18 protein-coding genes are annotated in these 14,070 nt (G+C 28.2%); all 18 read right to left on the bottom strand.

All coding sequences use genetic code 11. From position 1 onward, the window contains the following. Positions 1-11: 11 nt before the first annotated feature. Entirely contained in the window at positions 12-665 is a 654-nt protein-coding gene (locus tag IC213_RS00375; protein ID WP_227856100.1) for a phage scaffolding protein, read from the bottom strand. After that, positions 659-985, bottom strand: a complete 327-nt coding sequence (locus IC213_RS00370; protein WP_227862601.1) for a hypothetical protein — start codon at positions 983-985, stop codon at positions 659-661. The genes IC213_RS00375 and IC213_RS00370 overlap by 7 nt, the downstream gene beginning before the upstream one ends. Positions 986-1,065: 80 nt before the next feature. Next, positions 1,066-2,067, bottom strand: a complete 1,002-nt coding sequence (locus IC213_RS00365) for a hypothetical protein (protein WP_227862600.1) — start codon at positions 2,065-2,067, stop codon at positions 1,066-1,068. Positions 2,068-2,079: 12 nt separating this feature from the next. Further along, positions 2,080-3,603, bottom strand: a complete 1,524-nt coding sequence (locus tag IC213_RS00360) for a phage portal protein (RefSeq protein WP_227862599.1) — start codon at positions 3,601-3,603, stop codon at positions 2,080-2,082. Further along, positions 3,603-4,955, bottom strand: a complete 1,353-nt coding sequence (locus IC213_RS00355; RefSeq protein ID WP_227862598.1) for a PBSX family phage terminase large subunit — start codon at positions 4,953-4,955, stop codon at positions 3,603-3,605. Before IC213_RS00355 ends, IC213_RS00360 begins: the two co-directional genes overlap by 1 nt. Then, positions 4,945-5,664, bottom strand: a complete 720-nt coding sequence (gene terS, locus IC213_RS00350; protein WP_227862597.1) for a phage terminase small subunit — start codon at positions 5,662-5,664, stop codon at positions 4,945-4,947. The genes IC213_RS00355 and terS overlap by 11 nt, the downstream gene beginning before the upstream one ends. Positions 5,665-5,726: 62 nt before the next feature. Next, positions 5,727-6,407: a BRO family protein gene (locus IC213_RS00345; protein WP_227862596.1), complete on the bottom strand. Its 681-nt coding sequence runs from the start codon at positions 6,405-6,407 to the stop codon at positions 5,727-5,729. 552 nt (positions 6,408-6,959) lie between these two features. Then, positions 6,960-8,102: an XRE family transcriptional regulator gene (locus IC213_RS00340; protein WP_227862595.1), complete on the bottom strand. Its 1,143-nt coding sequence runs from the start codon at positions 8,100-8,102 to the stop codon at positions 6,960-6,962. Positions 8,103-8,120: 18 nt separating this feature from the next. Further along, complete coding sequence (locus tag IC213_RS00335; protein WP_227862594.1) at positions 8,121-8,780, bottom strand: hypothetical protein; 660 nt, start codon at positions 8,778-8,780, stop codon at positions 8,121-8,123. Positions 8,781-9,076: 296 nt separating this feature from the next. Then, complete coding sequence (locus IC213_RS00330; RefSeq protein ID WP_227862593.1) at positions 9,077-9,565, bottom strand: hypothetical protein; 489 nt, start codon at positions 9,563-9,565, stop codon at positions 9,077-9,079. A 143-nt stretch (positions 9,566-9,708) separates the two neighbouring features. Continuing rightward, positions 9,709-10,563 (bottom strand): ORF6C domain-containing protein, encoded by an 855-nt coding sequence (locus IC213_RS00325; RefSeq protein ID WP_227862592.1) that lies wholly within the window; start codon positions 10,561-10,563, stop codon positions 9,709-9,711. Between the two features lie 101 nt (positions 10,564-10,664). Continuing rightward, complete coding sequence (locus tag IC213_RS00320; protein WP_227862591.1) at positions 10,665-11,072, bottom strand: RusA family crossover junction endodeoxyribonuclease; 408 nt, start codon at positions 11,070-11,072, stop codon at positions 10,665-10,667. Beyond that, positions 11,062-11,451, bottom strand: a complete 390-nt coding sequence (locus IC213_RS00315; protein ID WP_227862590.1) for a hypothetical protein — start codon at positions 11,449-11,451, stop codon at positions 11,062-11,064. Before IC213_RS00315 ends, IC213_RS00320 begins: the two co-directional genes overlap by 11 nt. Before the next feature lie 13 nt (positions 11,452-11,464). Then, positions 11,465-11,680, bottom strand: a complete 216-nt coding sequence (locus IC213_RS00310; RefSeq protein WP_227862589.1) for a DUF3850 domain-containing protein — start codon at positions 11,678-11,680, stop codon at positions 11,465-11,467. Positions 11,681-11,690: 10 nt separating this feature from the next. Beyond that, a complete protein-coding gene (locus IC213_RS00305) occupies positions 11,691-11,867 on the bottom strand; it encodes a hypothetical protein (RefSeq protein ID WP_219674177.1) in 177 nt (58 codons plus the stop codon). Between the two features lie 78 nt (positions 11,868-11,945). Next, on the bottom strand, positions 11,946-12,341 hold the full coding sequence (locus IC213_RS00300; protein WP_070441455.1) for a hypothetical protein: 396 nt from the start codon (positions 12,339-12,341) through the stop codon (positions 11,946-11,948). Positions 12,342-12,343: 2 nt separating this feature from the next. Beyond that, complete coding sequence (locus IC213_RS00295) at positions 12,344-13,063, bottom strand: phosphoadenosine phosphosulfate reductase family protein (protein ID WP_227862588.1); 720 nt, start codon at positions 13,061-13,063, stop codon at positions 12,344-12,346. Positions 13,064-13,073: 10 nt separating this feature from the next. Beyond that, positions 13,074-14,069: a nucleoid-associated protein gene (locus IC213_RS00290; protein WP_227862587.1), complete on the bottom strand. Its 996-nt coding sequence runs from the start codon at positions 14,067-14,069 to the stop codon at positions 13,074-13,076. Between the last annotated feature and the right edge of the window lies 1 nt (position 14,070).

The raw sequence follows: 14,070 nt of genomic DNA, 5'->3' as shown, positions 1-14,070 counted from the left end.
ATATTTTCCTCCTATTCTTCTCCAAAAAATTTCTTTTGAGCTTCTATATTTTCGCTTTTTACTTTAGAGTTAGCTAGCAACTCACCTATACTACTTATTTCGCTGTCATTATCAAGTAATGATGTTGTTCCTCCTTCTAGTCCTCCAGTTCCTACATTTTCATCATCTCCTTTATTTTTTTCATTATTAAATAAATAAGAATCACTTTGTTGATAAGCTTTTATTTGTTCATCTAATCCAATGATTTTGCCATCTACAAAGTTGATATTTTCCTTATTTATTAATGCTGATAAAGCTTTTGTATTTTTAGGATTATAACTTTCAATAGCTCTTTCAAGAGCTGTATTGAATTTTAAAACCTCAATTTCTTTTTCTGCATTTTCTTTAATTTCTTTATTTGCATTTTTAAGACTTTCAATTTCATCTGATAGCTCTTTGTTGTCTTTAACTTTGCCTTGCAAGTCATTTAATTGCTTATCTCTATCCCCTATTTGCTTTTTATACTCTTTAATCTCTTTATTAGCATTTTCTAACTCTGTCTTTTCAACATACTTAGAGTTTTTAATATTATCTAAAAGAAGCTTATTTTCTTTATCTTTAGATAATTTTTCATAAACTTTTTGTCCTTCTTCATCTCCAAGTAACTTTTTAAAATACTCTAACATTCAATTCCCTCCTTTAATGATTTTTGTAAATTTTTTACTACTTCATTTGTTACAAGATTTAAATCAAACATATTAGGTATTGATATTTCATCTGAAACAAGTTTTATTATATTTTCACTTATTATTAATGTATAATGAGAATTATAATTTTCTCTTAAAAAATCTACTACTGGATTACAAAGAGATTTCAATTTATATAACTCTAACTCTTTCCTTAAAACATTTTTTTCTTTCTTTTCATTATTTAATTTTCCTTGTAAACAATTTATTTCTTTAGATTCTCTTACTACTGATTTTATTCTTTCTTCTTCTAATTCCATACTTTATGCCCTCCTTATAATTAAACATAATAAAAGCACTCATTAACATTTAATTAATAAGTGCTTACTTTATTTTTGTATCAATTCTTTTTATTTCTTTGTTTCTTAATGATTGGAGCACTATTATTTTGATGTGTTATTCCATCAAACCAACTATCAAGAATATCATTGTCTCCACCAGTTACCCAATCGTTCATCATTTTAGAAGCTTCATTTATTGGCACTACTACTTGAGTAGGATAACATAAACAATTAGGGTGTGGAATAGGATACTTTTCGGGTGGGAAAACTCCCTCACCTAATCCATATCTATTTTGCTCTGCATACTCGTCACATTCATCCTCTCCCCTCCACTTTACTTGTCTAATATAATGTTGAGAGCTTAGGTTCCATTGTAGACCAATGCAAAATGGATTATTTATTGCATTTTGAACACTCGTTTCTACAAAAGCATGTGTTATAGAGGTTCTAGCAAGTCTTTGAACTTGATAAGATATACTTTTATTCATTCCAACTTCTAATGTTTTAGCCTCTGTTTTTCTAACTGGATTAACATAATTATCTAAACTCTTTGCTAAGGTCTTTGCATTAGCACCTCTAGCAACATTAACTTTTATTAATCTATCAATGTCTTTTCTATTTTTATTACTATAGCCCCAAATTCTACTATCTAATAACCTTTTATCTTTATAAAAGTTACCTGTAACTAGTTTTTCAACCACGCCAGTAGTTGTCTTTATACACATAGCATCACATGCAAGGTTCATAGCTGTATTTGGAACTATTGATTGATAGTAATACATTTGTAATTCTTTAGCTATATTAGAAGCTTCTATCACACTTTTTTCTGTAATAGGTACTAATCTTTGATTTAACTCGTTAATGTACTTCTCGATTGATTTATTTAGCTTTTTTAGGTATTTGGTACTTAGATTTAATTCTTTATTCTTAGCAATGTCATTTAAAATGATTTTACTGGCATCTTTATATACATTTAATATCTCTAATTGTACTTTTTTATCTAATAATAAAAGTTTTTTTCTAGCTTCAAGAACTTTCTTTGTATAAGTATTGTCCTTCATAACAACACCTCATTACTCATCACTATTATTAGATTTACTATTTAATTCTTCATCAATATCATCAATTTCTATTTCTGCATCTTTTCTGAACTGGTCTTGCTCTACTGATTGTATCTTTTCATTATCTTCCAATACTTCATTAAATGCTTCCTCATAATCTTCATCACCACCAAATTCTTTTATATAATTTCTATGGCTTCTAACATTATTGTTCACTTCTTCAAGTGCTAATCTCTTCGAATCTTCTTCATCTTCTGGAATAGGATAATTTTTATTTAATACAATAGAAAACATTAAATCATCCCAATCATGATTCCAATCATCATAGCAATTAAATTTACTACATGCTTCAACGATTAGTCTTAACATACTTCTTATTGCAGGTTCCCAATCATTCCACTTTTCCGAACACCTTGCAATAAGTTCCGTATATAAATATTTCAAAGCTTTGGCACTAGGTATATTCTGTAATTGCTCTGGTCTAGGAATTGCAAGTTTTTCGTACATACTATCCTCAAGTCTTTTAAAAAAGGAGTCGACTGGGTCTGCATTTGAAAAACTACTCTCAACTCTATATGCTTGTGCCTGTTTTCCTTTTTCTGAACCTTCTTCAAGTGTTTTTAATGCCATTAAAGCATTTGGAGCAATCTTACAAGCATTAACTGTTTCTTCTGTCGCATCTACTACAACAGTTTGCCCAAACATTAGAAATTTTAAAGAGTCATTAAAATCTGATAATCTTTTATTATAAGTATCTTGTAATGGCTTTAAATCCTCAATATCACTAATGCCTGTGATATTTGTAATACTTTGTTCATTAACAATTATCCAACATGGTATTTTAGAAAGCTTGGTATCACTTTCTTTTACTTCAATAGGCTTAGATAAATTATCACCTTTAAATTTTTCTACTCTTAAAAAACAACTTTCTTGGTTATTAACACTACTTTCTTTCATGTAATAAGTATATCTATACCATATTTGGTTCACTGTTACTTCTTTTATAGTTAAAGCATCAAATCTAACAAATATAACAGATTTTAATTTTGTAATGTCATTACTATCAACTTGATATTTAAAATCATCTATAGAATGATAAAATAGCCTTATAGGTTGATTTGGTTCAGCTTCTAACCTTAACAAAACTCTTTTTGTTATAGTTGCTATCTTAAAAGCTTTTAGTGTGTTGCTCCAAAACTTGCTGGCATTTAATATTGAATCAATATATTGCCTTAATTCCTCACATGCTTCTTTATGTTCTTTTTCATATGCTTTAAGTATTATAGTTGGTTCTTTTCCAAACATAAAACGAGCTTGTTTATTTATAAGTGGTTTTACCTTATTATCTATAATCTGAGAAGGTGTATAGTCTAAATTATCAAAAGTAATCCAACTTTGACCTAGAAAATCATCATCTAATAATCCCATTGTTTTATTTCTACATTCACCTAAATAAAACAAGAAATCTCTTTCTGCGTGTTTTCTATCTTTTAATTCTTTTTCATCCAAATTAAGCAAGATATTTTTTATACTCACTAAAATACAGCCCCTCCCTTCTTGTTATACTGATTTGGTATATTATTTTTCTTCAATCCTAAACCTTTATTGTAAATATCATTATTATATTTTAACTCCTTAATATCTGACACTTCATAGCCATCAAGTGCATACCATATAGCACTAAATGTATGAGGGTCTATATTAAATTCATCATATATTAAGTTTCCATTTTTATCTGTAGCGTATGTTAGGTTCTTTAACTCTTTTATTGTATGTTTACACTCACTTGAACAATAAATCTTTTTAAGTCTCTTAACCTTCTTAGTATTTTGTAGTCTACTTCCAGCATATTTCTTAGCACCAAATATATTAAAACCTTGTTGTCTAAAATATTTTATAGTTTTAGGTTCAGCAGCATCAGCTTTTATTAGTTCTTGAGTATCTTTAAACTCTTTAATATCTTTAACAGTCACATCATCTGTAGTTTGATTCTTATAGTACTCCCAATAAATATACAAATATTTGTTTTCATGGTCTATAGCTAATCTTAAAAGTGCATTGTATGATTTTTCAAATCCAAAATCGAATCCAACTTTATAATACCTTTGTGGTATGTTAGATATTTTATTTATAACTTCTTGATGCTCCATAACTTCAAACTGTGGTAATACCTTAGTTCCATTTATACCAAATCTTCCTTTTCTTGCTATTCTGTATAAATCGTAGTCATATTCTTTCATTTCATCAAGTTGCTCTATATAGCTTTTTGGCAGAAAAAAATTATCATCTGCAACTGAATGATGATAATATGTATTATTTTTTATTACTATTCTATTTTTATATAACACAGTATCATCTAATACAAACCTGTCTTTTTCTTCATCTCTAAAGAAATGTTTATAGGTCCAGTTATCTTCGCCAATTGGATTAGTTGAACAAATTATATGATTAGATAAACTAGGATGTCTCAAACGTCCTAAGAGTTCTTTAAAACCAGTGTATTTGACTTCTGAACATTCTTCCAACCATATTATAGATACACCATTTATTGATTTTAATTTGGCTGGATTATCCATGCCTTTAAAAATTATCTTACTCCCATTTGGAAATATAACTCTCATAGGGCTTGTTTTAAATGATAATATATCTCCTAAACCCATACTTTCTGCAACTTCTTCTAATAGAGAAAAACAACTATCTCTCATTGTGTCATATACTTCTCTTACCACTAAAGCTTTTCTTTTTTCTTCAAGAAGCTTAATAATTAATTTAGTTGCTACATGATAACTCTTTGAACTTCCATATCCTCCAACAAGAAAATAAAATTTGTAATCCCAATTGAATATAAAATCATAAAAGTGGTCATTTGATATAAATTTACTTTCCATTTTCTCCACTCGCTTTCATAACTTTTACAGTTATCTCTTTATCTGTATCATCTTTATTCAGGTTATCAACCTCACATTTCAACTTCTCAACTCTAATTTTCTGCTCTTCTGTAGCCAAATTCCAATCCTTATGAATCATTTCATCATACTGCTTAATTAAACTCCTTAACTCACTCATAGCCCTACTCTGTGCATTAAGAAAAGATGCTTGCCTATCCCATGCAAATTGAAATTCCCATTCATACTCTTCTTCCTGTGAATTAGTAGATGTCTTCTCTGTTTTTCTATCACTAGTTTTAACTTTAGACTTTTTGACTTCCTTAATCATTTCCTCTTTATCTTTAACATACATTATCTTTTGTGCTCTTATTATTGCTGCATATTGAATTGTTATCTGTTCCCAAAGAATATCAAATTTATCTTTATTCTTTATCTCGTTAATTAGGTCTTGAGTTTCTTCAGGTAAGTATTTTGAGAAGAAACCAAACTTTTCAGCGTTTTTATTTCCAGGTGGGCCAGTGGCATTTTTATTACCTATGGGTGCACCCCTTTTATTTTTAGGTGCACTCTTATTTTTCTCACTAGCCCAATTGTATCTCTTAATCCATGACTTTAAGGTGTTTAAACTAATGTCATACTTTGCTGATATTTCCTTTTGTTTCATACCTTTTAGGTAATCTTGTTTTACATTTTCTTTGACATCTTGCACATCACCACCTCATTTGTTTGTCGTTTTGGGAATTAAAAAAGACCATCCCTCAAGATAGTCATTTAAATCATTTCTATTAATTCCTTAATCTTTTTATATACTTCTTTATAATTCATATCTTTATCTATTAACTTAGGTAACTTCATAGATATAATTCTTTCAAGTGCTTGTATATCAAACAGTTCACTTTGATTTAACTCATCTCTTTTTACACCCTTTGGTATACCTAATTTTTTTCTTACAAGTTCAGTAAAATGTTTATAATACATCTGAGGTTTATTACTTCCTTGACCAGTAGCATAATAAACAAACTCTTGTATTTCATCTGTAAAATCTTTTCTAATCTTTTTACCTTCTGTTCTTATCTCCAGCCATTCTTGGTCTTTTTCTGTAGCAATATAATAACCACGTATTCTAATTTGGTCTATAACCTCTGTAGCCCATTCTGTAAATAACTTTGCTTCTGGCTTATTACTCCTAAAAGCTATGTTGTACACTGCATGAGGTTTTATAAATATTTCACCAGTTCTATATAACTCTTTAAAGTTTGAATAGTGCATATCATGCACTTTTAAAAATTCATTAGTAATCTTCTTTTTATATTTACTATTTATGTTTCTTAGAGTAGAGTTAATTTGAATTACTCCTAATTCCTCTCCTACATCTCCAGCGTGAAACCAAACTTCACTACCATCTTTTGACCATATCATCCTTACATTTTTCTCTTGTAAAATTTTCAACATACTACTACCTCCTAAATTAGTTATTAATAAAGGGTGCTCAAATTGAACACCCTTATTTTCGCCCCCTCAATATGAGGGATTAAAATTGTATAAAAAAACCTAGAAATTAATCTAAGTCTTTTCAGATGTCGGAGTTACCGACATCTGAAATTCATTAAATTTTTGTATTAAAAAAGACCTAGAAGTTAATCTAAGCCTTTTTTAGTGGGGGATGTATATTATTATGTCGCAAGTTCTAGGAATTGAACCTAGATTAAACACCAGCACCTGCATGGTGAGTGAGGTTACCAAGCCCCACCCGATTTTTAGACCTCTGAATTAAGATACAAAACTGTATGAGATTTTAATCTCAATTCATATACTATTTTTAGTGTATCCATAGATTAATTGAAATAGAAAAACTAAAGATTGAACATAGTTAGAATTGAACTAACAGCATCCTCATGCCCTGCCTAGTCTGTTCATAATCATAAAAACAAAATTGATTTTGCGCTTTTTCAAAAAAAGAACCCTATTCTAGGGTTCTTAGTAATTATTTTGGTATATTTAATTTTAAGACTTTATTAGTTTTAAAAAATCAGTTTTTTTATTAAAGAAATCTTTATCTAGACCATATAAAGATATTGCTTCTTGTTTGTTTAGTTTTATTTCTTCTAACAAAGATTCTTTTGTAAAAATGTCGTTTTCAACTAAAATTTCAAAGGCTTGTTTAAATAAGTATGGCTTTTCACTCACGATAACATCATCTAGTGGCTCTCTTTTATAATATCTATTTTTTATCATTTGTGAACTTAAATACTTACTTTGATTTTCAGTTAGAATATTACAATCTCTACATCTTCTTATCATAGCCGAAATAGAAACTTTCCATCTTTTCTTCAATAATACAAAGTTATCAATTGAAGATGATAAAACTTCTTTATCCAAAGATCTTAATGGTAATAAAAAAGATGCAGCAAACCAATTAGCTTGATGTTCAATCAAATTTATGTTTTCTTCTAAATCTTCTTCATCTATATTTTTATGAAGAATCAAATGTCCAAGTTCATGAGCTAAATCAAATCTTGATCTAACCGCAGAATCCTTATCACTTCCTAAAAAAACATACGGTATTTCACCTTCCCATTTAGAAAAAGCATCTATTTTTTTATTTCCAATTTCTAACTTAGTTATGACAATTCCTTTTTGTTGTAACAAATCAATTAAATTTTCTATTGGAGTTTCTCCTAATCTCCAATGTTTTCTTAATTCAATTGTTATATCCTCTATTTTAAGATCATCAATACTATCAAATGATATATCTCCAAAATCAGGTATATCAATTTTAGGTAAATTAAAATATGAATTAATTAACTTGTATGCGCTATTTATCCATGCAATCCTTACTTTACATGCATCTTTTAATTTTTTAGGTATATTTTTATTACTTCTAAAGTATACTGTTCCATCACTTAGATCCATTTCTTCATTTTCGCAAAAGAAATTAATCGGAAAATCAAGTTCATCTATAATTTTAATTAAAACTGATGAACTAGGTTGAATTTTCCCTTTCTCATATAATGATATTGTTTGACTTGACACTCCAATTAATTTTGAAAGTTGAGCTAAAGATAAATTCCTTGAAATTCTAGCTTGTTTTAATTTACTTGGAACTATTTTTCTTTCTTTTATTGGATCAAAATTTATAACTTTCATTTTTAATATCTCGCCTTTCTAATCTAAAAAAACAATTTTTTTCATTTCCTCCTTAAGTTCAACAATAGACTTTTCAATATTCTCGTCATTAACGCTAGTATTTATCACTTCTTTGTACTCTTCTAATCCATTGTAATAACTAGTATCATACTTCATATTTTCATCTGGTATCATAAAATCTAAATGAACCACTTCATTATCTTTAATTCCATATCCTAGTATTATAAAAGTATGTTTATCCTCGCCTATATGTATATTCTTTTCATCTTCCAGCAGAAACTTAATTTGTTTTTCATATTTTGAATTTACACTTGATTCTGCTAACATGTACTTTGAAATTTTTGTCTCATTACATAATATTCTTTTCCTATCTGTTTTTCTCATATTCATTCTAACTTTGTCTTTTTTTAAAAATAATGCAGTTTCTTTACCTCTATTTATGTTTTTAAATTCTACACCAAACGGAAAATTTGCAGCTAAAACATCTGATTCAAATTGTCTTTTAATTAAACAATTTAAAACTCTAGTCTTAATTGGCACAAAAGACTTTGAATTTGCAAATTCTCTTGATTCATCTATAAATCTTTGAAACGCAGATTTTCCTATGTGCAGAATTTTATATATTTTTATTCTTTCATCTTTTTGTATTAATTGTTCTATCAAAGTTCTCTCTTCCATATAAATATATCATTCCTTTTTATTATTTATTTTATACAATTGTATCACTTATTTTTGTATTTTACAACTTTTTCATCAAGTATTAATTCCATATAAGTAATTTATATCAACTATATAAAATAACAAGGTAATATATATTGAATAACTCTATAAAACTAACTTTTACTCTCTTACAAAACTCTAAATATTATTTTTAACCTTATTCCCACAATATTATTATCTCATGCTTTTTTAATCAAAATGGGGAGAAAGTAGGGAATAAAGTGGGAACTTTTGGGGAGAAACTGGGGAATTTTCTAATTTTTAAATAATGGTAGCTCATTTTCCTTAATTCTTGGATAAAGCATATCCATAACTTTATATACTAACCTTTCCCTTACACATCTACACGTTTTCCTATCTGAGTTCATTTCTAAAGATATATAAACCATGCTATTTTTCATTCTGCTATCATAAAACAGTTTAAAAAAATGTTCTTCTCTTATATCTAAACATGTAAGTGCATTTTCTATCTTCTTCTTTTCTATTTCTTTATCTTTTTTTAATTTCTTTAATCTAGCAATATCTCTTTCTTTTTTAATAACTTCATCTTCCACATTTGAATTAAAAGCATATGTCGGACTTACCTTCTCACCATAACCAATAGCTTTGCACCCAAATATTTCATTTTCTCTACTTTCTATATCCAATTCAAGATTTTTAATCTCTGCATTTAAAAATTTATAATGATGTAATCTACCTTCTACTTTTTTAAATAGTTCTTTTTTATTGATATTATTATCCATACTTTCACACTCCTGTTTATGTTATAATAATCTTGGATAAAAGCTTTATATTTTTGACAAGTGGAGTGTGAAAGCACTCCTTTTTTCTTTTTAATTAACTATTTGAAATTTCCCCCTTTAAAGAGGAAAAGTCTACTCCTGCTTTAACTTACTATTGATAATTGACTATTTAATAATCTTATTTCTTCTTCAAGAACTGTAGGTAACTTATAATTATCTACTATTTCCAGTACCTTATCCAACTGGCAACGCTTTATAGCCTTGTAACTTTCTACTCCAAATTCTCGTTTAATTTGATGATATATATCACTATAAACTTTGCCTCTTAGAGATTTATTTTTATAAGCCCTACTACCATGTCCTCCAAGTGATTTTGTTGCTATTCTCTTAACTTCTTTAACAATACTCTCACATTCAACATTAAATAGTGGAGCATCATCCATAAAGTTCTCTAATTTCTCATTAACACTCTCTATTTTAGTTTCTAAGACTTCTTGTTTCTTATCTAGCATAAATATAGCCTGCAACTCCTTTGATGCACTTAAAAGAGGATTATTTAATTCTTTTCTCATGGAGAAATATCCATCAACTATTTTTTCATATTGCTCCCAAGCCTTATCGTCTTCCAGTATTTTAAGTAGTTTTGAATAACCTCTTTCAGATAACAAATAAATATTTCTTGACTGATTAAAAGATTGTTTACTATATCCAACATCTTCATAACCTAATCCTTTTGAAGGATTAGCCTTTAAATCACCTAGTCGTTCAGAACGACTCACTTTTAAATCTATAATATCTACATTTGTTTTAAATCTCTTTATATTACTATTAATTAGTTCATTTACATGTTTAAGTTCTCTATTATGTATCTCAGCTATATCCTTTACTAACATTGCTTTCTTGCCTTTTCCAAACCCACCCTCAATATCATGAAATTTCATTCCCTCAACTTCTAAAGTTCCAAGTACTATTATTTCTTTATTTATGTTTTCATTCATAGTCTATCTCTCCTTTATCATTTGATATATTCTTTATTTAGCTTTTTCACATTTTTATGAAAAACTAAGGACCTAATCTAACAAACGAATTTTTCCATTGGTTAAATAACATCTTCCAATACAACTTCAATCCTTGGCTTATCACTATAATACTTACTAGCTACTACCTCAACTATCTGTGTATCATCCTTATAAGCTATATCATTAAGTGCATCAGCCACAATCTTAACAACATTATCAATATCGGGTTTTTTACTAGGTCTTAACACATTATTTCTTTTCTGCTCTTTAACCTTTTTACTACTACTTTTAGCTATAGAATAATAGCATCTTAAAGTCATTTTTATATAACCTTCAAAGTAATGTTTGACTTTAGATTGATATAGCCATTTTATTAGTTCCTCATAATGTTTAGTTTTATTAGGTGTATAGGTCCTTTTAGTATAAGTATTCATTCTTGGTCTTTCTTTTCCGATTGGTTCTCCATCTATTGTAAAATTAATCTTCATTTGCGACCTCATTTAGTTCTATTTCTTCTACATCTACAACCATGTACCAATATGGCTTATATCCAAATTCATTTATCCAATTTTCAAATACTTCATTTAATCTATCATCAAGTGTTTTTTCGTCTTCATCTTTTATATAACTTGACCAGCTCTCTCCAAATTCTCCAAACTCATCATCAATTCTATCTTGAACATAATCTAGTATGTTTTCTGCATCTACGCAAGGAATATAAGCTTCTTCTCTTTTGCCAACATAAACTATTTTAGTAATCCCATCTTTTACAGCACCCTTAATTGCTGCTTCTTTGCTTTCGTATTCATCACTATCAAAATATCCTCTATCTTTACTATATAGCCACACATCTTTTTTATTTTGCATATAAATTCCTCCTCTATTTTATTCCTAATTGCACATACCCATTTCCCAATTTAATAAAATACTCAACCTCTTTGTTTACTTCAATTCCTGTAAATTTTTTATCTTTAAATGCTTGTAATCTAACTGTATCTCCTGCTTTAAAATCTGCTGTATACTCTACTTCAATTTGTTTTTTATTCTTAATTACATCTTTAAAAGTACTAGAAGCTATCTGCAATTCGTGTATCATACAATCACCCTCAAAGTTTATATTTTAGTTCTCTTACTTGTATTTCTTCATCAACTGTATACCATTCTTTAATATAATCTATTGAACACTTATCAATAGCTAACTTTCTAGCCTCTTCTTTATTTTCAGCACTTATATGAATCCCTAAGTTACCTGTTATTGGTATTTCTACAACATACTCTTTCATAATTATTACTCCTTTTATAAGTCAAAGTAAGTCTATAAACTTTTAGCTTCATTCACAAACTTACCTTGACTATTTATTTTATTTATTTTTTCTTCTTTCATAGAAATCTTTATTAATCCATGAAGTTAAATTTTCAAAATAAAATGCTTCTCCACAAATCGGACATACTGGTAACATTTTTTTACCCCTGTAACTACTTTCAAGTCTTTTAAATACTATCAAGTGTGGTTTATAACTGGCTATTTCTTTTCTCTGTTTTAATAATGTGTTTACTTGTCCATTCACTCTTTCAAAGTTCATTGCTAGTTCATATAGTGCATCATATGGTTCTACTCTAAATCCACATTCTGAACAATGAACAGATTTATTGACTGTATCTACTATAAATTCTCTATTCTTACACTTACATTTCTTATCATTATTTCTATTAATTCTTAATATATCAATTTCGATAACATTATCTGGTAAATCCATTTCTAAATCACTCCTTTATTAAAGAAACTTATTTGTCTTTCATTTTCTATATCTTCATTACTAAATCGCCTTTCTAGGTCATGTACTGTTGTTCCATCAGCTCTGAAAGTTGTTGGGCTATCTTTATCCAACTTAAGCATACCCCCCCACAAATCAGGGTAATATTTTCTTAAAGTTCTAAGACTCTCCAAACTTTGTTTAGGGCATAAGTAACAACCTGTTCGTTTGAATCTGTGATGAATCTCATAATAGAACCCTTTTTCTTTCAGGTATTTCAAGCAATCTTTTTCAGTCATTTTCTCATTATAAAGTGGTGCTATACAGTTTTTTTCTAGTCTTTTATATCGGTTAGGTTCGTCATACGCAATTCCGATATACCTTTTATGTTCTCCAACCGAATTGAAATATTTATTAGCAGGAGCAAGTTTTAGTCTACTATTACACCATGCCCCTAAAAGATAAGGGAAACCCCATATTTGACCTTTACGCTTACCTCGCTTATTAACAGTATAAAAGTATTCTTCAAAGTTTTTTTCTGCTTTAATTCTTGTTATTTTAAACTTTATTCTTTTCTCAAAATCATCTATTATGTCATAAATTTCTTTAAACTCTAGCCCTGTATCTATAAATACAATTTCATCAAGAGGTAATTTGTTTTCTAATATTAGAAGTAGCATTGCAGCTGAATCTTTTCCTCCACTAAAACTAGCAATGTATTTCAAAGTTATTCACCTACTTTTCATTATAAAAACTTACATTTTTAATAATTATATCTACAGTTCCATTCCCATTATGTCTAATGCCATATTTCATAAAATCCTCAAAATCATCCATTTTGCCTTTTATCTCAATCCCTGTATCTGTTTTTATATGTCTATTTTTTAGATTTTTCTCAACCCATTTTTTATCGATATTAAAATTTTCAATTCCCTTTTCTTCTACATGGTCCTTAAACCTATCTTTTAAATCATCCTTTATTGCCTTGTCAGCAAACTCATTTATATCAAGTTTTTGCTTTTCTCTTAGCATGTAAAGCAAGATACTTCTTACATCTTCGCCCTGCTTCATATCACTATATAAATTCGCTATAAAAGCATCTACCAAGCCTTTAAACACTTTAGTCTTATACTTATCATCTTTAATTTTAGTAGCATTTAAAAACTCTGTAACAAACTTAGAATTAGTTTCTTCCTTCTCTGCATCCTTGTCTAAGACTCTTAAATGGTATTCGTCATTCATTCCACTCAAACCAATCAAAGTAGCAATTTTGACTGTCTTAGTCTCTTGTATATTAACTTCATTTTTAGACATCTGTATATTAAATTTATCATCTTCAAACTCAATAGAATGAGTATACGACTTGTTATAATCAAGTTTTAATATAGCAATTCTCTTTCCATCTTTTTCAGTATATAAGCATATTGCTAAATCACAAGATTCTAATGTAGCATTCACTTTCATAATCTCAAATAAATAAGCTGCTATTTCTTTAGAATTACTTAAAAATAAGTTTTCATCATATATTATCTGTTCACAACATTTCTTAATTAGATTGTTACTATAGTCATTAAATACTGCTTTTCTGATGTCATTATCTCTTAATACTTTGTTGATTTTCTTTTGAAAGAAAACTTCAATATCTTGACTAACTCTACCTTCAAAATCATTTAATATTGGTGTATCGCTATTCTTATCCAAAACATGTATTATAAATTTGTGTATTATCATA

The organism is Clostridioides sp. ES-S-0049-02 (genome assembly GCF_020658465.1).
Lineage (GTDB): Bacteria > Bacillota > Clostridia > Peptostreptococcales > Peptostreptococcaceae > Clostridioides.
This window is presented reverse-complemented; position numbering and strand designations above follow the sequence as displayed.